The organism is Nocardia sp. NPDC059195, assembly GCF_042754695.1.
GTDB lineage: Bacteria > Actinomycetota > Actinomycetes > Mycobacteriales > Mycobacteriaceae > Nocardia.
Genome location: NZ_JBHZBG010000005.1, coordinates 210482 through 230639 on the forward strand (window position 1 = coordinate 210482; position 20158 = coordinate 230639).

Annotated in this window: 17 protein-coding genes; 5 read left to right on the forward strand and 12 right to left on the reverse strand. The window is 67.0% G+C overall.

The genetic code is table 11. The features are described 5' to 3' along the window. Nucleotides 1-128: 128 nt before the first annotated feature. The 6 genes from ACFXKN_RS09890 to ACFXKN_RS09915 form a co-directional block, all read right to left on the reverse strand. Nucleotides 129-3512: an arabinosyltransferase domain-containing protein gene (locus ACFXKN_RS09890; protein WP_378946718.1), complete on the reverse strand. Its 3384-nt coding sequence runs from the start codon at nucleotides 3510-3512 to the stop codon at nucleotides 129-131. A gap of 150 nt (nucleotides 3513-3662) precedes the next feature. Further along, entirely contained in the window at nucleotides 3663-4220 is a 558-nt protein-coding gene (locus tag ACFXKN_RS09895) for a hypothetical protein (protein ID WP_378946715.1), read from the reverse strand. A 191-nt stretch (nucleotides 4221-4411) separates the two neighbouring features. Next, nucleotides 4412-4954: a hypothetical protein gene (locus ACFXKN_RS09900; RefSeq protein ID WP_378946712.1), complete on the reverse strand. Its 543-nt coding sequence runs from the start codon at nucleotides 4952-4954 to the stop codon at nucleotides 4412-4414. A gap of 267 nt (nucleotides 4955-5221) precedes the next feature. After that, the gene (locus ACFXKN_RS09905) at nucleotides 5222-7156 is read right to left on the reverse strand and encodes a galactan 5-O-arabinofuranosyltransferase (protein WP_378946709.1); all 1935 of its coding nucleotides are present in this window, start codon (nucleotides 7154-7156) and stop codon (nucleotides 5222-5224) included. Nucleotides 7157-7271: 115 nt separating this feature from the next. Next, nucleotides 7272-8051 carry a decaprenylphospho-beta-D-erythro-pentofuranosid-2-ulose 2-reductase gene (locus tag ACFXKN_RS09910; RefSeq protein ID WP_378946706.1) on the reverse strand — a complete coding sequence of 260 codons (780 nt, stop codon included), beginning with the start codon at nucleotides 8049-8051 and terminating at the stop codon, nucleotides 7272-7274. After that, the gene (locus ACFXKN_RS09915) at nucleotides 8048-9475 is read right to left on the reverse strand and encodes an FAD-binding protein (RefSeq protein WP_378946702.1); all 1428 of its coding nucleotides are present in this window, start codon (nucleotides 9473-9475) and stop codon (nucleotides 8048-8050) included. The genes ACFXKN_RS09910 and ACFXKN_RS09915 overlap by 4 nt, the downstream gene beginning before the upstream one ends. A gap of 69 nt (nucleotides 9476-9544) precedes the next feature. On the opposite strand from ACFXKN_RS09915, the gene ACFXKN_RS09920 reads away from it, so the two are divergent. Beyond that, nucleotides 9545-10000, forward strand: coding sequence for a GtrA family protein (locus tag ACFXKN_RS09920; RefSeq protein WP_378946696.1), 456 nt, complete (start codon nucleotides 9545-9547; stop codon nucleotides 9998-10000). A 1-nt stretch (nucleotide 10001) separates the two neighbouring features. Here ACFXKN_RS09920 and ACFXKN_RS09925 read toward each other — a convergent pair whose 3' ends face one another. From ACFXKN_RS09925 to ACFXKN_RS09935, 3 genes are all read right to left on the reverse strand, one after another. Next, a complete protein-coding gene (locus ACFXKN_RS09925) occupies nucleotides 10002-10625 on the reverse strand; it encodes a pyridoxamine 5'-phosphate oxidase family protein (RefSeq protein ID WP_378946693.1) in 624 nt (207 codons plus the stop codon). A gap of 168 nt (nucleotides 10626-10793) precedes the next feature. Continuing rightward, nucleotides 10794-12968: a molybdopterin oxidoreductase family protein gene (locus ACFXKN_RS09930; protein ID WP_378946690.1), complete on the reverse strand. Its 2175-nt coding sequence runs from the start codon at nucleotides 12966-12968 to the stop codon at nucleotides 10794-10796. Nucleotides 12969-13075: 107 nt separating this feature from the next. Next, entirely contained in the window at nucleotides 13076-13570 is a 495-nt protein-coding gene (locus tag ACFXKN_RS09935; RefSeq protein WP_379432864.1) for a hypothetical protein, read from the reverse strand. A 194-nt stretch (nucleotides 13571-13764) separates the two neighbouring features. Here ACFXKN_RS09935 and ACFXKN_RS09940 point away from each other — a divergent pair, with 194 nt between their 5' ends. Both ACFXKN_RS09940 and ACFXKN_RS09945 read left to right on the forward strand, forming a co-directional pair. Further along, nucleotides 13765-14349 (forward strand): DUF4282 domain-containing protein, encoded by a 585-nt coding sequence (locus ACFXKN_RS09940; RefSeq protein ID WP_378946684.1) that lies wholly within the window; start codon nucleotides 13765-13767, stop codon nucleotides 14347-14349. 123 nt (nucleotides 14350-14472) lie between these two features. After that, entirely contained in the window at nucleotides 14473-15318 is an 846-nt protein-coding gene (locus tag ACFXKN_RS09945; RefSeq protein ID WP_378946679.1) for a helix-turn-helix domain-containing protein, read from the forward strand. Here ACFXKN_RS09945 and ACFXKN_RS09950 read toward each other — a convergent pair. After that, a complete protein-coding gene (locus tag ACFXKN_RS09950) occupies nucleotides 15302-15724 on the reverse strand; it encodes a MarR family winged helix-turn-helix transcriptional regulator (protein WP_379432865.1) in 423 nt (140 codons plus the stop codon). The two genes, ACFXKN_RS09945 and ACFXKN_RS09950, sit on opposite strands and share 17 nt — an antisense overlap. Before the next feature lie 85 nt (nucleotides 15725-15809). On the opposite strand from ACFXKN_RS09950, the gene ACFXKN_RS09955 reads away from it, so the two are divergent. After that, on the forward strand, nucleotides 15810-17288 hold the full coding sequence (locus ACFXKN_RS09955; RefSeq protein WP_379432866.1) for an MFS transporter: 1479 nt from the start codon (nucleotides 15810-15812) through the stop codon (nucleotides 17286-17288). Between the two features lie 60 nt (nucleotides 17289-17348). Here ACFXKN_RS09955 and ACFXKN_RS09960 read toward each other — a convergent pair whose 3' ends face one another. Together ACFXKN_RS09960 and rfbA are read right to left on the reverse strand one after the other, a co-directional pair. Further along, a complete protein-coding gene (locus ACFXKN_RS09960) occupies nucleotides 17349-17900 on the reverse strand; it encodes a dTDP-4-dehydrorhamnose 3,5-epimerase family protein (protein ID WP_378946668.1) in 552 nt (183 codons plus the stop codon). Nucleotides 17901-17903: 3 nt separating this feature from the next. Beyond that, nucleotides 17904-18776, reverse strand: coding sequence for a glucose-1-phosphate thymidylyltransferase RfbA (rfbA, locus tag ACFXKN_RS09965; RefSeq protein ID WP_378946665.1), 873 nt, complete (start codon nucleotides 18774-18776; stop codon nucleotides 17904-17906). Between the two features lie 243 nt (nucleotides 18777-19019). Between rfbA and ACFXKN_RS09970 the strand changes: the two genes are divergently transcribed. Further along, entirely contained in the window at nucleotides 19020-20066 is a 1047-nt protein-coding gene (locus ACFXKN_RS09970; protein WP_378946662.1) for an alpha/beta hydrolase, read from the forward strand. Nucleotides 20067-20158 lie beyond the last annotated feature (92 nt).

A 20158-nucleotide genomic window follows, 5' to 3' on the forward strand; every position in this document is an offset into this window, starting at 1 on the left:
AGGACCTTTACGCTGACATTTACAGTTGCTTCACCTTATCGAAACCCTAACGGGCACTGAGCGTTTCGTATGCGACATGCGCCAGTGCCTGGTCACTGCCCTTGCGCTGCCAGTGTCTGTAACGCACGTCACTGTGCCCGAATTGCCGGTTCCTTCGCTCGACCTGACTGCTCGATCACCGTCACCTCGATCTCGGCGGGCGGAGCGGGCTGATACGGCGTGAACCGCTCCAGCGAGCCCCAGTCACGGCCGAGATCATGGTCGAGATAGGTGGGCACAGTCTCGGCCTTCAGTAGCAGATTTGTCCACCCGAGCGGGCCACCGCCGATATCGTCCTGCCAGGCGTTGGACGCGTCCGAACCGACCCGGTCGGGCAGAATCCGCCACTGCGGGGCCTCCGCGACGCCGTCGTGATGCTCGAACGGGCGCTGGCAGGGGAACGCCAGGCCGACGTGCCAGTCGAGCAGCACCGGAGCGGTCCGGCCGACCACCGAGTCCAGGGTGGCCAGTTTCGGCAGGCGCGGCGGGGTAACCGCGAGCCACTGCTTGCCGGTGATGTCGTTGTCGGCGGCGACCAGGCGCACCGCGTTCACGCCGACGGGCAACTGATCGATCGGCACGCGCAGGTTGCGCCACGACGGGGCGGGCCCGATATCCATCGGCGCGACCGAGCCGGTCGTCTCGACGGAACCGTCGGCGGCGCGGGTGCCGTATTCCAGGCGCAGATCCTGGCCGTAGTGCACGACGCCGTCGGTGTCGACGTAGCGGATCCGCCCGGCCGCGGTGACAACGAGAGCCTGGTAGGCGGGATCGTCGCGCACGCTGTCGTTGAGGTCGACGCGATACCACTGTGAGGTCAGCTTCGCCTGCTGCTGGACCCCGTCCTGGAAGGAGCCGAGGACCGGGGTGCGGGCGGGGTCGAGGCCGAAGGGGAGGGCGACGGTGCTGCCGTTGATGCCGGGTTCGGCGCTGGTGCCACCGCCGGTGCCCGCACCGGTGGTCTTGGTGGTCTTGTTGGCGGAATCGGTGTCGACGGAGTTGGCGCCGCCGACCACGGTTTCGTCGGCATCGGCGGTGAGGTCGTCGGCTACACCGTCCGGGGTGAAGCCGGTGGATTCGGCGTTCAGGCCGTCGGCAGGGTCGCCGGTGTAGGGGGTGAGCAGCGAATCGGCCGTATTCGATTCCACCAGTACGTCATTGGCGAGGCCGCAGGTATTGCCTTGCAGCGAATTGATATTCGACTTCGCGATGGAGTAGGCGGGGTACTGGGTGATGGCGCCCTTGGCCATCGACGCCACCTCGAACAGGACGAGTAGTGCCGCCGCGATGGTCAGTGGCATGGTCGCGAAGCGGTCGAAACGCCCTGTGTCGGAGGGGGTTCGGTAGTGGGCGCGCAGGTGGAAATACAGCGCGACGAGCAGGGCGAGGATGCTGAGGCCGAGGAACAGGGTCGAAACGCCCTTGCCCGCCACCATCGGCGCCTTGTCCCAGAACGGCACACCGTAGCTGGACACGTACCACCAGCCATTGGAGCCGGTGAAGGTCATCGCGAGCAGGAACAGAACGGCCGCCGCGAACAGCGAGCGATTGCGTGGAGCGCGAATTCCGTTGGTACCAACGGCCACCGCGGCCAAGGCCGCCAGCGAACCCGCCAGGCCCGCGTAGACACCGAAGTGGTGGGTCCACTTGGTCGGCGTCCACATCATCAGCAGGAGCGCGGCGAAGACGATGCCGAGGATGCGCACCGAGGGACCGCGTGAGGTGCCGGGGATACGGCCCTTGCGCAGGACTTGCAGGATGCAGACGAGCAGGCACAGCAGCATCACCAGGACGCCGAATCGGCGGGCCAGCGAGCCGTCGGGGGAGAGCATGAACAGCGAGTCCCAGCGGGTGCGTTCGTCGAACCAGGCGACGTTCGGGCCGACGAGCGTGCGGACTCGGGTGGCTTCCATGACGGTGGCCAGCGTCTGATCGGCGAACACGATGATGAGCACCAGCGTGCCCGCCGCGACACCGGGGGCAAGCAGTGCCGCGTACCGGAAGATCTTGGTGCCCAGCGAAAGTCGATCCGCCGTGCCTTCCGTCTTGTTCGTGTCGCCCGTCTTCGCGGCGCTGGTCGCATCGCTCGACGGTTGGTCATCCGCGGCGTCGAACTCGCTGTCGGCGGCGATTCGGCGCGGGCGCAGACCCTGTGCTCGTTTGATGATGACCTGCATGACCGGCCGGGTGCCCGCGATCAGCGCGGCGATACAGATCAGGCCGGTCGGGCCTGCCGCCAGCGAGAACGCGGCGACCAGGATCGCCAAGGCGGCGGGCAGCAGTCGTGCGGTGGCGATGGCGCGTTCGATGAGGCACCAGGTGAGCAGCGCGCCGGCCGCGATCAGCGGTTCGGGGCGAAGGCCGTTGTCGTAGGGGAGCCAGAAGGCCAGGAACACCAGGCCGGCCGTCCACAGCGCCACCTTGTCGCGGCGCACGCGAGCACCCAAGCGGGGCAGCACTTCCCGGCTGATCACCGCCCAGCAGACCAGTCCGGCAGCGAGCGCGGGCAGCCGCATCCACGGGCTGGCGTCGGAGATCTTCGTCATCCAGGCGAGCAGTTCGTAGGACCAGCCGAACGGTGCCTCCGGCACGCCGAACCAGCGGTAGTAATTGGCCATGTAGCCCGACGGGCCCGACGCGCGCGCCATATTGAGGATGTAGCCGTCGTCGGAGGTGTTGGCGCCGATCACATGCCAGCCGAGCAGCGTCACGACCACCACGACGTCCGTCGGGGTGATCCGCCACCAGTGCCGGGGCAGGAAGCGGCGGGCACGTCGGCCGTCGGCGGTGTCGAGCAGGTGCAGCGCGATCAGCGCGAGGAGGGTGAAGACTCCAGCCCCGATCATCGCCACCAGTTTCAGCGTCGTCGGCGTCGAGGTGAAGCGGGAGTCGATATCGGCGTGCAGTCGGGCGCCGGTGAGGGCCGCCGCGTCGAGGTCGGTGTAGACGCCGACGATCTGGGGGCGTTTGTCGACGGTGACGGTGTTGCGGAACGGGGTGCCGTCCTGGCGCGCCGCCCCGACGAACTCGACGGTCGTCGCCTCGATGGTCGAGACGATACTGATGTGCTCACACCCGCCGATCTCCGCGATCGGCGCCGACAGCATCGGCACATCGCGCGCCTGCACCCCCACCACGCCGTCGCGCACGGTGACGCTCAGCCCGCGGTCGGCTTTGCCGGAGGCGGCCGGAATCGTCGTCAACAGCGTGGTCGTTGTCGGGTTCTCCGCGCCGGGACCGGGCAGCCCACTCAGCATCGTGCACGGCAGCCGCGCATCGAGGCGCTGGGGCACATACGACACCAGCGGTGCCTCGACGCTGGTCGCGCCCGCTTGCGGCCAATCCAGGCTCGCGCGGTCCTGGCGCACCGGCAACAGCGGTGTGAGCAGGGCAAGCACGAACCCGAGCAGCCCACAGACAAGGGCGATCAGGCGGTATCGGGTGAACGCTCGTTCAGATCGGTCCGGTCGCACGGGGACTGATGCTAGCCATCGAACCTGTGCGCCGGTCGGCGCCGCTCCTAATGGCACAGGCGACGGGCGTTCCTCAGCTGCGAATGGGCTGGAGCTGAGGCGTAGGCGTTCCTCGGCTGCCCATGGCCGGAGCGAAGGCGAAGGTGCGCCTCAGCCGGTGCGGCGGGCGGCCCAGTCGAGCTGGGATCGGGCCCAATCGGGGATCTCGGAGTCGAGGCGCGGGAAGGCGGCGAATTCGGCGACGAGGTCGTCGGCCGAGACCTCCGGCATCCAGTCCGCGACGGCGACGGTGGAGTAGTTGGTCTTGTACCGGGTGGGGCCCGCGATGAAGATCTCGGCGCTGAGCCAGGCACCGGTGTCCGGGTCGTAGGACATCCGCTTGTGATCGGTGAGGTACTCGAGCACCTCGATGGGCGGCATCAGGTTGGTGACCGTTCCGTCGCGCTCTTTGATCTGCACCCCGGCGACGGCCTGCTCGCCGACTTGCAGTGACCACAGGAGTGCGAATTTCTGGCCCGGCGCGAGCAGGGCGATGGTGGCGTCGATGACCACCCGCTCGATCTCGCCGAGCGATCCGAGCTGTTCGCGTGTGGCGCGCGGCTCGCGTGGCGCTCGCTGCGGGCGCGGCTCGCGCGGCCCCGGGTCACGAGTCTGACTCTGCGCGCGTGCGGTCAAAAGATCGATCCGCTCCGATCGGCTGAGCGTCATAGCTATACCTCTGCATCCCTACCGATCAGCGCTACCAAAACTGATTTCGGTCGGCCGAACTTCCAACATTTCGCAGCGTACTCGCCCCGCGACACCGACCGCGCGGTTTGTTGACACTGACCGGACATATTGTGGTCTATCGCTGTCCCGCACACCAGTGGCTACCGGGTGTCAATCGACACACGTGCCAGTTACGCCGCCGACGCGCGCAGCGCGAACCAGCCGTCGCGTGGGTCGGCGAAGCCGTGATAAACCAACGGTATGCGCTGGTCGATCTCGAAATACCGATAGACGGCCTGCATCGCCTGACGGATCGAATACGCCTGGAAATCGTCGATACGACGCACGCCGATGCGACGCTCGGGCAGCATCGCCAGCCGGGTCAGTTCGGCCGGATCGTCCACGTCGAGCCCCCACGGCGCGGATTCTTCGATGAGATGGTCGTGCAGCACCGCCCGCGCGACCGGCGGATCGTGGCGCGGCCCCGAGAACGCGACCTGCTGCGCGCGAGCGAGCCCACGCGTGTCCAGCGGCGTGCGCACGGCCTGGATCAGGTCGATCAGCTCCGCGTCCGGTGTGGGTTGGGGTATTCGCCCGGCGACGGGCGCCTGTTCGAGCAGGTGCATCATCTGCCCGCCAAGAACCAGCGGTTCGGGTACCAGGAAAACGCTGATGCTCGGGCAGGAGCAGTTCAGGCCGGTGAGGCACACCCTCGTGTGCAACGGATCGGACATACGTCCTCCTCCGGTAGCGGGTCGCCGGGACCCGTGACGTGCAGGATCTGATTCCTACGCCAGCCGCCGGGGGTTGTGTGATCCGCCGGCGGCGACCGTGCCGCACCCGTCAGTGTAGTGCCGTATCGCGAGATGAACACCTGGTTCGGCACGGATCGGACACGATCCGCGCCACGTCATGGGAACGCAGACGGGGCACGACGTGTTGAGCCGGGAGAAGACGGAGGCTTTCCCACGGCCACCGACGATGGTTCGTGATAGCCGCTGTCAGCGGCGCACTGTGATCAGAGTGAAGGGGCCGATTTCGGTGCGGGTGAAGGTGGGGTCGGTGAAGAGGGATTTGGGGAAGGACACCGTGTAGCGCTTGACGTTCGGGTCGTTGGGGTAGACGTCTTCGGCCAGGCGGAGGGTGTAGTTGTCGCCGTCGTTGCGGAAGAGGAAGGCGTCGGGGGCCCGCCAGGGGGACTTCGACAGGGCTTCGACGAGGGCGGGGGAGTTGGGGAGCTTGCTCCACTCGGCGATGGTGGCGGCGCGGGCCTTGAAGTCGGCCAGGGGGTTCGCGTAATGGGAGGTGAGGGCTTGGAAGCCCCAGTAGGGGTAGAAGGCCAGGAAGGTGGTGTCGGCGGTGAGGACGACGGATTCGTCTCGGGGGCGGCCGGTTTGGTCCAGGATGGCATCGTCGACCGCGTGGTAGTACGCGACAGCGGAGGGCTTGCGTTTGTCGGCGCGTTCCCCGAAGGTGCCGTCGGCGTTGGGTACGTCGGTGGGCACGGTGTCGGTGTAGGCGGTGTCGATCTCGTGGGTGAGCACGGTGGGGATCGTCTGGGCGAAGGCCATGGCGCCGAGGACGGCGATCGCGGCGGCCGCGGTGCGCAGCGGGGCGGGCTCGTTCACAGCCTGGTAGACGGCCTTCGCACCTTCGACGAAGCCGAAAACGCCTGCGGCGGCGAGCAATGCGAGCAGGACCGGCTCCAGCCGGAAGGACAGAAGAGTGGTGCCCGCCGCGGTCGCCGTCATCGAGAGCAGTGTCCACAGGTAGATCGACACGACGCCGATACCCAATGCTTGTGCGCGCCTTGATGACCCGGCGCGAACCACGAGCCACAGCACGCCGATCATGCACAGGGCTCCGCGCAGGGAGAACTCCAGCATCGGGAACGCCAGCTGTGCACCGGACTCCGGCAGATAGTGGAAAGCGCTGCCGGAGGGGATTCTCGCGCCCGACAGCATCTTCAGCAGAAACGGCGTCCACACCACCAGTGCGAGCACGATGGCGATACCGCCGATAGCCACCAGTCTCGTCAGCGGTGCGATTGCGGCCCGCCATGCCGGCGGCCCAGCGGCCCGCTGAGTGTAGGCAGCGAAACCCGCCGCGACGATCGCCATCAACACCACGGTGAACGCCGCAATCCCCAGGTACAACGTGTAAAAACACGCGGCCACCCCGAGGAACACCCCGGTACCGAGCACCGCGCCCCAGCCACCGGACCGCCGATGCAACGCACCCCACGCCAACACGAGCACCGGCGGAATGAACACCACGAGCACCGCGCCATAGGCTTCCGGCGACGCATAGGCCAACGTCATCGCCGTCACCGCGGCCGCCGCGCCCACCGCCATATCGGCCCGCACCAACTGCATCCACAACACCAGCGCCACCGCGGCGGCAATGGCGAGCAGCCCGATCGCGTACGGCTTGAACACTTCCCAGCCGTCCATCCCGAGCACGTTCCCCACGCGCCCGCCGATCCAGAACCACCCGGCCGGATAGAACGGCGGCAGATCCACATAGGTCATATCGCGCAGCGCGGCGCTGTCGGTGAGCCGGGTCAGATATTCGGTCCGGAATTCCTGATCCACGGAGACACCGAACAGATACAGCTTCGTCGCTGCCAGCGGCATCCCGAGCGTGACCGTGACAAAACTCGAAATCCCCACCCAGGACAGTAGTTTCGCCACCAGCGGCCACTTCCGCAGCCGGATCAGCAGCACCGAGACCACCAGCAGCGCGATCGAAGCGACCTGTCCCACCGTGGTCAGCGCCCGAGTCACATTGGAGGAGTTGAACGCAGGCCACTGCACCGCCGAGAACGCGAACAGCCCCACCGCGGCGACAACGAGCGCCACCACCGCGGCGGCGGCCCCTTCGCCGACCCCGGTCCAGATCCTGCGCCCCGCCCGCACCTCGTCATTGGTCGTCATCGGCGCGCAATCCTCCGGCTCCACTGTGCTCCACGGTCCGAGCCAGCCTAGTGGAGCCGCAAAGCAGAACTGCCGCACCATCCGGGGATGATGCGGCAGTCCTGAACGCAGTCGATCAGATCGGGAGCTTGCGGAAGATCGGGCGCGGCACGTGGCGCAGGGCCGACATCAGGAAGCGGGCCTCGCCCGGGGCCCAGACGATCTCGGTGCCCTTCTCCGAGGCGGTGACGGCGAGCTTGGCGACGTCTTCCGGGTCGACGGTGAGCGGGGCTTCCTTGGCGCCGGTGGCTTCCCAGTGGGCCTTGGTCGCGGACGTGCGGACCTGCATCGGACGGATCACGGTCACGCGCGGGCCGAACGGGCGCAGCGCTTCGCCGAGACCGAGGTAGAAGCCGTCAAGGCCGGCCTTGGTGGAGCCGTAGACGAAGTTGGAGCGGCGAACGCGCTCACCGGCCACCGAGGACATCACGATGAACCGGCCATGGCCCTGGGTCTTGAACTTGTCGCCCACCAGCACACCCACCGACACACCGGCGGTGTAGTTGATGCCGACGGTCATGACCGCCTTGCGCTGGTTCTGCCACAGCTCCTCAGCATCGCCGAGCACCCCGAACGCCACGATCGCGACGTCGACGTCACCGGCGGCGAACGCCGAATCGACGACCTTCGGGTGCGAGTCGGTGTCGAGCGCGTCGAAGTCGATGACGTCGACCTGGGTCGCGCCGGCGGCCTTCACCTGGGTGACGGCGTTCTCGAGCAGGGGATCGCCGGGCAGGTTCGCCAGGATCACTCGTGCCGGGCTCTTGGCCAGGTACTCGGCGACGATCGCGAGACCGATCTCGGAGGTGCCACCGAAGAGCAGGATGGTCTGCGGGTTGCCAACTGCGTTGATCACTGGAGCTCCAGCCTCCTGGCCATATCGGACATGAACACGCCATTCGGGTCGACGCTGCGGCGGACCTTGATCCACTCGTCGATCCGCGGGTACATCTTGTGGAACGTCTCGGCGGAAGTGCGCGAGTCCTTGGCGGTGTAGAGCCGTCCGCCGAACTCCATCACGCGCCGGTCCAGGTCGGTGACCAGCTCGTTGAGGCCGCGACGGATCGGGAAGTCGACGCAGATGTTCCAGCCGGGCATCGGGAAGCTCAGCGGCGCCGCGTTGCCCTCGCCGAACAGCTTGAACACGTTGAGCGCCGAGATGTGCCCGGACGCCTGGATGTCGATGATGATCCGCTTGAACTCTTCGACGGCCTCGGTCGGCACCACGAACTGGTACTGCAGGAAACCGGCGGGTCCATAGGCCCGGTTCCACTCCGAGATCATGTCGAGCGGGTGGTAGAACTGCGTCAGATTCTGGATCTTGCCGGTGTAGGTGCCGCCCATGGCGTAGTACGCCTCGCCGACCGCGCCGAGCGAGAGCCGGTTGGCCGACCAGCTGGGGAAGATGTTCGGCACCGTCAGCAGCTGCGGCGCGTCGAACTTCAGCGGATTCTTCTGCAGCTTCTTCGGCAGTTCGTCGACCTTGGCAAGGCGGCCGCGAGTCAGGCAGGAGCGACCCAATTTGGGCAGCGGGTTCATCACGTCGAACCACGCGCTCGAGTAGGTGTAGTTCGCCTCGCTGCCGTCGCTGTGGACCGCGATGGTCTCGTCCAGCGTGGAGGTCTTCACACCGTCGTTGAGGAAGTACGCGGTCTCCGTCGGCGCCATCTCGATGGTGGCGCGCAGGATGATGCCGGTCAGGCCGTTGCCGCCGACAGTCGCCCAGAACAGCTCGGCGTCGGAGCTCGGCGAGATCGTGCGCACCGAACCGTCGGCGGTGAGCAGATCGATCGAGCGGACGTGGTTGCCGAAGCTGCCTTCGCTGTGGTGGTTCTTGCCGTGGATATCGGAGGCGATGGCGCCGCCGATGGTCACCTGGCGAGTACCGGGTAGCACGGGAACCCACAGGCCGAACGGCAGCGCGGCCTTCATCAGCTGGTCCAGGCTCACCCCGCCGTCCACCTCGACCATGCGCGAATCGCGGTCGATGCGGTGGATGCGGTTGAGCGCGGGCATGTCGATCACGAGCCCGCCCGCGTTCTGGGCGTGATCGCCGTACGAGCGGCCGAGGCCGCGCGCGATCACGCCGCGTCGCAGATGCGCCGGCTTGGAGTCGTTGTCCTGCGCCACCATGCTCACGGCCTTGGCGATCAGTTCCGGATCGCTGGTCGAGAGCACTTCGGCGGAGGTGGGTGCGGTGCGACCCCAACCGGTGAGCTTGCGGGTGCGCGTAGGGAGCGCGAACGCGTCATCGTTGGTGGTCGAAATGTTCTCAGACATCGGCTAAGAGGCTACATGCATGGCGGGTATACGTGGCAGGACAGTGCGCCGGTCTCGTACGCTTCTCACGTGCAAGCCCAACCGCATCTGCCGCTCCCCGCCGAAATTCCCCTGGTCGACGAGCCCGGCGGGACCGAAGTCGACCTCAAGACGCAGATCGTGCGGTTCACGCTGACCGGTGGTTTGTCGGCTGTTGTCGACTTCGGTCTGCTCGCCCTGCTGTCGAACGTGCTCGGGTTGCCGGAGATTCTCGCCAAGGCGATCAGCTTCATCGCGGGCACGACCACCGCGTATCTGATCAATCGGCGCTGGACGTTCAACGCCGAGCCGAGCAGGGCACGGTTCCTCGCGGTGGTCGCGCTGTACGCGGTGACCTTCGCCGTGCAGGTCGGGATCTACGCGGTGATGTACTTCGCGCTCGCCGACGAGTGGTGGCGCCAGCCGCTGGCGTTCGTCGTCGCGCAGGGCACCGCAACCGTCATCAACTTCGTGGTGCAGCGTGTGGTGATCTTCAAGATCAAATAGGTCAGCCTGCTTTGGCCTCGACGTGCTGTCGGCCTGCCTTGACGCCGAAGTAGTCGCCACCCTTGGCGCGCATGTTGTCGGTGCCCCATTCGCGCTGATCCCGCGCGACCGGCACCATCTGCGGAATGTGCTTGCGGCAATGGATATAGGCCTCTTCGACATCGACGACGACCCACACCTGCGAGGATTTTCCCCGCTCGGCCGTTGGCAGGTCGGTGACGGTGTCGCGCAGCTCGCTGTCGGCGACCATGCGGGCTTTTCCGTTGATGTGCAGGCCGATGAGGTCGCGAACGAAGTCGATCATCAGGATCCCGACGTGCGGGTTCTCGAGGATATTGCCCAGACTGGCCATTACCCCGTTACCTCGGTACTCGGGGTACGCAATCGTGCGATCGTCGATCACGTGCAGAAATCCGGGGGTTCCGGCCCGGAAGCTGGAGTCACATTCGCCGTGCGAATCGGAGGTGGCGATGAAGGCCATGTCCATGCGGGCGACGAAATCGACCATCGTGGGGTTCAGGTAGTCGATCACCTGGTCGTCGTAGAAGCGCTCGGCTCTGTCCGAGGTGCCCAACGTGTCCTGTAGCTCGTGTTCTCCGTCGCTGCCGACGAAATTTTCGGGCATCGGGCCCCCTCTGCTAGCCGTACCGGTTGATGCGGGCTTCTAGACGAAACCCCCGCTGTGACCGCAATCTCACTCAGTCTAGGGGACTCTTACTGACAGCGTGGCGTGTCCATTGTTGCGAATGGGATGAAAGCCGAGTTTGCGCAACGGTTTCCAGGTCAGGACCGATCAGACCGGACCTACCGTCACCGGTACGCCGTTGAACACGGCGGTGCCGCAGACCTCGTCGACCACCGAATCATCGGTCAGCACATTGGCATTCACTCCGGCGTGCGCCAGCGCGACCGACTGGGTGGTGCTCGCGCCGTGGCCCCAGCCGTGCGGCAGGCTCACCACACCGGGCATGATCGTCGGCGTCAGTTCGACCGGCACCGTCAACGAGCCCGCCGCCGAGGTGATCTCGGCTTGGTCGCCGAGACCGAGGCGGGTCGCGTCGTCGGGGTGGATCTGCAGCGTGCATCGGTTGGAGCCGCCGACAAGGCCCGCGATGTTGTGCATCCAGCTGTTGTTGGAGCGCAGCTGACGTCGTCCGATCAGCACCATCGCAGGCTTGGCGCTCGCCAGTCCGGTGCGCAGGCGGGTGACGTCGGCCAGCAGTTGCGGCGGTGCCAGCTCCACCCTTTTCGACGCGGTGCGCAGGACACCGGGCAGTCGGGGACGCAGTGGGCCGAGGTCGATGCCGTGCGGGTTGTCCATGAGGGTTTTCAGGCTCAGTTCGCCGCCGTTCCACGCACCGTACGGGCCCAGTTTGAGCATCAGGTCGAGGCGCTGTTCGGTGGTGTCCGTGCCGGTCAGCTCATCGCGGCGGTCGCTCATGTCGGCCTTGTGCAGGGTGCCGGCGATGACGAGTTCGTCGACCATCGCGATCGGGCTGGCCGCGCCCGTCCCGGCGTGCGGTTGACCACTCACCGCGGCCGCGAGGCGGGCCACCACGGCCGATTCCGATGGCCGCTCGCCCAGCGGGACCAGCGGCGGCGAGTACCGCGCGTAGTTGCGCACGGCGAACTGCAGCAGCGCGAAATCGAAGTGCGGTGACTGCACCGAGCGCGGCGGCGGCAGAATCACGTTCGCGTGCCTGGTGGTCTCGTTGACGTACCTGTCCACACTGACCATGAACTCGAGCCCAGCGAAGCCCTTGTCCAGTCGCGCACCGCTCGGCGCGGAGAGCACGGGGTTGCCCGCCACCGTCACCAGCGCCTTGATCTGCCCCTCACCTGGGGTTTCGATCTCGTCGGCGAGGGTGGCGACGGGCAGTTCGCCCATGGACTCGGGAAGTTCCCGCACCCGGCTGGTCCAGCGGCCGAGCCGGAAGGGCTTGCTGCGCTGCACCCCGCCTGCCGCCGCGTCGGCGAACATGGCACCGCCGGGGGAGTCGAGGTTGCCGGTGAGGGCGTTGACGGCGTCGACCAGCCACTGGGTGAGCGTGCCGAACTCGGCGGTGCAGGTGCCGATCCGCGCGTAGACGGCCGACGTGGGCGCGGCGGCGAGTTCGCGGGCCAGTGTGCGGATGGTGTCGGCGGGAATACCGGTGCGCTCGGCCACCGCCTCGGGCGGGAAGTCGATGGCGGCCGCGCGCAGTTCGTCGAGCCCGGCGACGTCGACGCGCACGTCCGTCAGACCTTCGTCGAACAGCGTGTGCACCACCCCGAACAGCAGATAGGCGTCGGCGCCCGGCCGGATGAACAGGTGCTGGTCGGCCAGCGCGGCGGTTCTGGTCTCGCGCGGATCGACCACGACCAGCTTGCCCCCGCGAGCCCGCAGAGCCTTCAACCGGCCGGGGAAGTCGGGCGCGGTGCACAGCGACCCGTTGGATTCGAGCGGATTGGCGCCGAGCATCAGCAGGAAATCGGTGCGGTCGAGGTCGGGGACCGGGACCGTCAGCGGGTCGCCGAACATGAGCCCGGCCGCGACCTGCTTGGGCATCTGATCGGCGGAGCTCGCGGTGTAGATGTGGCGGGTGCTCAGCGCGCGGATCAGGACGGGCAGATAGAGCGCGCCCGCGACGGTGTGCGCGTTGGGATTGCCCAGGTACACGGCCGCCGAGCCACGGGGGATCTCGGCGAAAGCGGACGCGATCAGGTCGAACGCCTCGTCCCAGCCCGCGGCGCGGAACCCGTCACCGTCGCGGATCAGCGGGGTGGTGACGAGGTCGGGATCGTCGTCGAGCTTGCCGAAGCTGGCGCCCTTCGGGCACAGGAAGCCCTTACTGAACGGGTCGTCGCGATCACCGCGCACCGACAGCACCCGGTCGGCGTCGTCGAGGGTGACCGTGAGACCGCAGACGGCCTCACACAGCGGGCAGGTCCGTAAAGCGGACCGATGAGACAGCGAACCTGGAGCCATATCTCATGCTTACGCCCACAGGGCCGGGCGATGGCCGGAAACGCCGAAAACCCGCGAGCTGCGACGTCGGGGAGGCGTCGCGGATCGCGGGTGTCGGCTGGTTCAGGTCAGCTGGCCAGGGTCAGCGCGGCGCGCTTGGTGGTCTTCTGCTTGCGTGCCATCGCCGAGCGCACGGCCGCACCGAGAGCGACGACCGGCGGGATCCAGCGAGCCTCGGTGGGAGCGACGCCCCAGGCGGCGCTGCCCGCGGCCAGCTGGGTCGGCGGCAGCGGGATGCTGGCACCGTCGGTGTACACGATGATGCCGGCCTCACGCATGGCCTCGATCGCCATGGCGGCCTTGCGGACGCCGGTGACCAGGTGGATCTCGCGACGCTCCTGGCCCGGGATCTCGATCACGGGGCCGGACAGGTTGTTGGCGCGCAGGAAGCGACGGACCGTACCAGCGATCTCGCCGGTGATCTCGATGGCCGAGACGTCGTCGTCGGTGATCAAGCACAGGCCGTTGGTTGTTTCGGCAACCGTCCATCCACGCGCGGCGTACTCCTGCGCGGCGGCACCTTTGTCGGCGGCCGTAGTGGTGGTCGGAAACGTCGTGCGCACTGTGTTCTCCATTCCCCGAAGAGCTCTGTTCCTGCGTTCATGGGGCGTATCGGTGCGGGGTGGCCGACTCGTTACGCCGTTCTCGAAAAATATTCGAGAGTGTCTGATTCGTCTCAGTCCAGGAAGCGTCGCTATCACGGGTAAGGTGCCGCCCAGGTTGGCGACGGGGTGCGAAAGCGGGCAGGATTTGGGACATGACCGAAGCGCCGGGCACCCCTGAGCCGAATGACGAGGACGCCGAGGAATTCGACGCCGAATCACGCTGGCTCTCTTGGAAACAGGCAGGCGGGACGCGGTCGGGTCGAGCAGCTGAAGGTTCCCACCAAGCGGACTTGGCGCGCGACGCGGGGTTCGAAGAGCCGTTCCGCAGTACCGGTTCCGCCAAACAGTGGGCCGCCGAGGCGGCCCGGTCCCTGCTCGATATCCAGTTCCGCAGGCCCGCGACCAGGACATTGCTGCCGCTGGCCTACGTTTTGAGCGTCGCTTCCTTCGGCGTCGGCCTGCCGATCGCGTTCACGGTGCTGATGTGGAAGGCCTCCGCCGTCCTCGGCGTGCTCGCCGCGCTGGTGGCCGTCCCGCTGGGCCTCACCATCGCCGCCGCTGTCCGGCTGATGCTCGAATTCGCCGACAACACCGCCCGGTTGGCCGGTCGCGTGGAACACATCAGTGAACTGGCAGATGGCCTGTTCCAGGCCCTGTCCGATGTCGCCGAGCCGGTGAACCAGCTCTCCGAAGACGTTCGAGCGGTGCAGTTCTGGCGGTTCCGCAAGAAAAAATAGGTCTTGCGCAGTGTCCGATTCATTGTGAAACAATCCGTACGCAGATCCGACGAGATGTCGGCTGCGTAGGGCGGTCTCCGAAAGTTCTGTCCGGAGACCGGAGTTCGGATACAGGGGGGAAGTATGGCTTCACCACAGGGCGTCACGGGTTCCACGATGCCGCGCAGGCAGCTGGGCAGGCACTTGCGTGACCTGCGCAATCGTGCGCGGATGACAACGAGAACCGCGGCGGCGCAACTGGAGTGGTCGGAAGCGAAGATCTGGCGGATCGAAACGGGGCAGACGTCGTTGCGCAGCCTCGACGTCGAGGCCATGTGCAAGGTGTACGGCGCGCCGGCCGACCTGGTCGAACCGCTGGCCGCCTTGGCTCGCGAAACCAAAGCCAGGGGTTGGTGGACGAGCTACGGCGACGTGATCGCGGAGGGATTCGAGGTCTACATCGGTCTCGAGGAAGCCGCGTCGGGGCTCTCGCTCTACGCGGACGGCGTGGTCCCGGCACTGTTGCAGACCGCCGACTACGCGAAGGCGCTGCTCGAGCGGACGATTCCCGACCTGACCGAGGCAGGGCTCGAGCGCAGGTTGCGGGTATTGGCGGCCAGACAGGCCCTGGTCACCAGGGCCGACACCCCGTTGCGGCTGGACGTGGTGCTGGCCGAGTCGGTGCTCACCCGGTGCATCGGTGACGACCGTGTGCGCGCGGGCCAGCTCGCGCGATTACGGGAGCTGGCCGAGCGTGAAACGGTGCGTATCCAGGTGGTTCCCGGCGATTGCGGCTATCACGCCGGTCTCGAATCGGGCCGGTTCGTGATCCTGGATTTCGGGGTCGACGATTCGGTGGATCGACCGGAGCCGCCGGTGGTCTATGTGGAAACCCTCGCGGGCAGCAGTTATCTGGACAAACCGGTCGAATTCGACCGCTACCGCGGCGCTTTCGCCGATATCACCACGGCGGCTACGGGCACGTTGTAGGGCTGTCCCACGAACCGGCGAGCACCGAACGGTGGGTGGGCAGGGCTCGGTCGTAGACCTCCCTGCCCTTGTCGGTGAGCTGGACGAAGATGGCGCGACGGTCGAGATCGCACATGCTGCGTTCGACCAGGCCGTCGCGTTCCAGCCGGGCCACGGCGCGCGACAGCGCGCTCTGGCTCAGGTAGATGTCTTGGGCGAGCTCTGTCATGCGGTACTTCTGACACGCCGCGTCGACCAGTCGGTCCAGCGTTTCGAATTCGCTGAGGCCGATCTCGTGGTCCCTGTGGAGCGCCTTCTCCAGCGCGCAACTCACCGCGGCATGCCTGCCGAGTAGTTCACGCCACTGACCGACCAGCTCGGTGGGCGCTTCATTGCGCCGAGCTGACGTTACGGCCGGGTTCGACATGGCCCCATAGTAGTGGTCCATGCATCTTCATGCAACGGCATTTTATGTGTTGGCAATTAATGCGTGCGCATGTAATGTCCTCCGCATGACTTCGCCAGCAACGCTTTCGGCCGCAGATCAGGCGACCGATCCCACCAGGTGGCCCCTCCGGCTCTGGGGCATGCTGATCACTCTGTGCATCGTCCTTTTCCTCGACGGCCTCGACGTTTCGATGATCGGCGTCGCGCTGCCGTCCATCGGCGCCGAACTCGATCTGTCCACCTCCACCCTGCAGTGGCTCGTCAGCGGCTACATCCTCGGCTACGGCGGCCTGCTGCTGCTGGGCGGACGCACCGCCGACCTGCTCGGACGCCGCAAGGTCTTCCTCATCGCACTCGCGGTGTTCGCCGTCGCCTCACTGGTCGGCGGCTTGGTGAGCGACCCCGCCCTACTGATCGCCACCCGTTTCATCAAGGGCCTGGCCGCCGCGTTCACCGCGCCGACCGGTCTGTCGATCATCACCACCACCTTCGCCGAAGGAAAAGCGCGCAACAAGGCGCTGTCGATCTACACCGTCTTCGGCGCGGGCGGCTACTCCATGGGCCTGCTGTTCGGTGGCCTGATGACCGGCGTCGGCTGGCGCTGGACCTTCCTGCTGCCCGTCCCGATCGCCGTCGCTGCCCTGATCGCCGCGTTCGCGCTGGTGCCCAAGGACGGTAAGGCAGAAGAAGGCGGACACGATCTACTCGGCGCGCTCTTGTCGACGGCAGGCATGTTGTTGCTGGTCTACACCGTGGTCACCGCGCCGGAAGTCGGTTGGGCCTCGGGCCGCACCATCGGTTCGTTCGTCGCCGTGATCGCCCTTTTCGCCGCGTTCGTCATCACCGAGCAGCGCGTGAAGCACCCGCTGGTTCGCCTCGGCATCCTGCGTAAGGCCTCGCTCGTGCGGGCCAGCCTGGCCATCGTCGCGGTCGCCGGTTCGTACTTCTCCTGGCAGTTCATCGTGACCCTGTACATGCAGGACACCCTGGAATGGTCGGCGCTGAAGCTGGCGATGGCGCTGCTCCCGGTTGGCATCATGGTTGTCGGGTCCGCGTTCTTCTCGGAGAAGCTGATCGACCGTTTCGGCACCGGGCCGGTCATCGCGGTCACCCTGAGCGTGATGGCCATCGGCTACCTGCTGTTCCTGCGGCTCGACACCGCGCCCGGCTACTTCACCATGCTGCTGCCCGCCATCTTGCTGATCGGCATCGGCTGGGTCGGGTTCCCGGCCATCAATGTGCAGGCCACCAGCGGTATCGACGACGACGAGCAGGGTCTGGCGGCAGGCGTGCTGCAAACCTCGATGCAGGTCGGCGCGGCCATCGTGCTCGCGGTGACCACCGCCATCGTCACCTCCGGTGGGCACGCTGCGGGCGCCACCCCGCAGCAGATGCTCGACACCTACCGGCCGGGCCTCGAGTTCGCGGCGGGCGTCACCATCGTCGGCGCACTGGTCGCGCTCACGGTGTTCCTGCCCCGGTTCCGCAAGCAGGCCCAGGACGCACCGGTCGTCGAGGCGAAGGTTCTCGAACCGGTCGCCTGATCGGATAACGCGTAACGGCACCACCTCATCTAGGTGGTGCCGTTACGCGTTTCACGTGAATCAAGCAGAAAACTTGGGCGCTGCTTCATCTTTCGCCGAGCGAACGTAGGTCAGCGGGCGACCGTCGCGGCCCTCGGTCGGCCATGCGATACCGAGGCGCGGATCGAAAGCGTCCATGTCCCTGTCGAATTCGGGGGAGTACTCGAGCGAGCACAGGTAGGTCACCGTGGAACGGTTCTCCAGCGAGAGGATGGCGTGGCCGAGGCCCTCGGACAGGAATACCGAGCGGCGCGATACGTCATCGAGCAGCACGCTGTCCCACCGGCCGTAGGTGGGCGAGCCGGGCCGCAGGTCGACCACCACGTCGAGGAACGCTCCACGCACACAGGTCACATACTTGGCCTGACCGGGCGGATCGTCGGTGTAGTGGATCCCGCGCAGTACACCCGCCGCCGAGACCGAGGTGTTCACCTGGTGCAGCTCGAACGGGCGCCCGGTGGCCTTCTCGAACTCCGAGGCCTTGAACGACTCACAGAACATCCCGCGGTCGTCGCCGAGCAGGCGCGGCGTCACCACCCAGGCGCCGGGGATCGCCAGTTCACGAAACTCCATGCGTTACCAGTCTTTTCCGCGGTCGATCAGGTCGAGCAGGTAGCGGCCGTAGCCCGAGCGCACCATCGGTTCGGCGAGCTTGCACAGCTGTTCGTCGGAGATCAGCCCGCGTCGCCACGCCACTTCCTCCGGCACGCCGATCTTGAGGCCCTGACGTTCCTCGATGGTGCGCACGTAATTGGCGGCATCGAGCAGGGAGTCGAAGGTGCCGGTGTCGAGCCAGGCGGTGCCGCGGGCCAGCACGTCGACGCTGAGCCGGTTCTGCTCGAGGTAGGCGCGGTTGATGTCGGTGATCTCGTACTCCCCGCGTGCCGACGGGCGCAGCTCGCGGGCGATCTCGACCACGTCGTTGTCATAGAAATAGAGGCCGGGGATGGCGTAGTTCGAGCGCGGGACCTTCGGCTTCTCCTCGATGGAGACCGCGCGGCCCTGATCGAACTCCACCACGCCGTAGGCGGTCGGGTCCTTCACCCAGTAGGCGAATACCGCGCCGCCGTCGATGTCGTGGAAGCGTTCCAGGCTGGCGCCGAGACCGGGCCCGTGGAAGATGTTGTCGCCGAGGACCAGCGCCGCCGGTTCGGAGCCGATGTGGTCGGCCCCGAGGACGAAGGCACGCGCGAGGCCGTCGGGTTCGGGCTGCACCACATAGCTGATCGCGACGCCGAACTGGCTGCCGTCGCCCAGCAACCGGGAAAACGCGTCGGCGTCCTCCGGCGTGGTGATCACCAGAATGTCGTCGATCCCTGCCAGCATGAGGGTGGACAGCGGGTAGTAGACCATGGGTTTGTCGTAGACCGGGACGAGCTGCTTGCTCACCCCGCGCGTGATCGGGTGCAACCGTGAGCCGGTGCCGCCCGCCAAGATGATTCCGCGCATAGGTGGCAAGTCTGCCAGTCCCGTCCTCCGTGGAGACGGGGAGGTTCCGACACGTCGACGAATTGGTCACGAACGTTTCGTGACCTGGCGTGTCGGGCGATAACTGGTACAGACGTGGCGTTCATCTGATTATGTGAGCGTCGATGTGTGAAACATCACTGAGTTAGATGTCAGCGCCGACATCCGATCCGGGGGTTTACGCCTGGTCAGGGGTCGACGCGCCAGCTGTGAGGTAGGTGCGCGATGGTAACCACGAAGATCACCGGCGTGATGGGTGGGCTTGCGCCCGTGGCACCGATCAGCACCTCGAGTGGGCCGGAACCGAGCATCGTCGTCAACTCCGGCCGGACCAGCACCTCCTCGCGAGTCCTGATGGGCGCCTGCCTCGGCCTGATCGGACCGCTGCTGCGCACCGTGCCCATCAACCGGGCCACCATTCCGGTCGGCGCCGCCGCGGTCGACCTGCTCTCGCGGCTGCGGCCCGAACCGCACGGCATCGAACGCGAGCAGATCCAGCTCGGCGGGTTCCGGATGGAGATGGTGCGGCCCGCGGGCGGCTCACGCGCGCTGCGCCACGGCGCGGTGCTGTACATGCACGGCGGCGGATTCGCGGTCTGCGGGTTGCAGACCCACCGCGCGGTCGTGGCGGGGCTGGCCAGGCGCACCGGGCTGCCTGTCCTCAATGTCGAATACCGGCAGCTGCCCGGTGAATCGATCGACACCTCGATCGACGACTGTGTGCTCGCCTACCGCTGGCTGCTGCGTCACGGCGCCGATCCGTCACGCATTGTGTTCGCCGGAGATTCGGCCGGTGGGTTCCTGACCTTCGCGACCGCGCTGCGGGCTCGGGACATCGGGCTGCCGCTGCCCGCCGCCCTCGTCGGGCTGAGTCCGCTGCTCGATCTGGATTACCGGGCGAAGCAGGGGTATGTGAACGTCAGCCGGGATGCCTATATCCCGCTCTCTGGTCTGGAGGCGGTCGTGCGGCTCGGCGCCGAGCACGACGGTCCGCTCGATCCCGCGTTGTCGCCGGTGAATGCCGATCTGGCCGGGCTGCCGCCGGTCCTGCTCATCGCGGCCGAGGACGAACTGCTGCGCTACGACTGTGAACTGATGGTCCATCGGCTCACCGCGGCCGGCGTGCCCAACACTCTGGAGCTGTGGCGTGGGCAGGTGCACGCGTTCATGAGCATCCTGCCGAGCATGCCGGAGAGTCGTTCGGCGCTGGGCCGGGTGGCGAAGTTCGTTCGCGCCGCGGTGGAACCGGCCCAGCGGGCGCGGACGGCATAGACCACCGAACCGGCTCGGACGGTCCTGATCGCGATCGGCCGGACGAGCCGACTCGGGCCGGGGGGCCTGCGGTGTCGTAGGCCCCTGGGCCC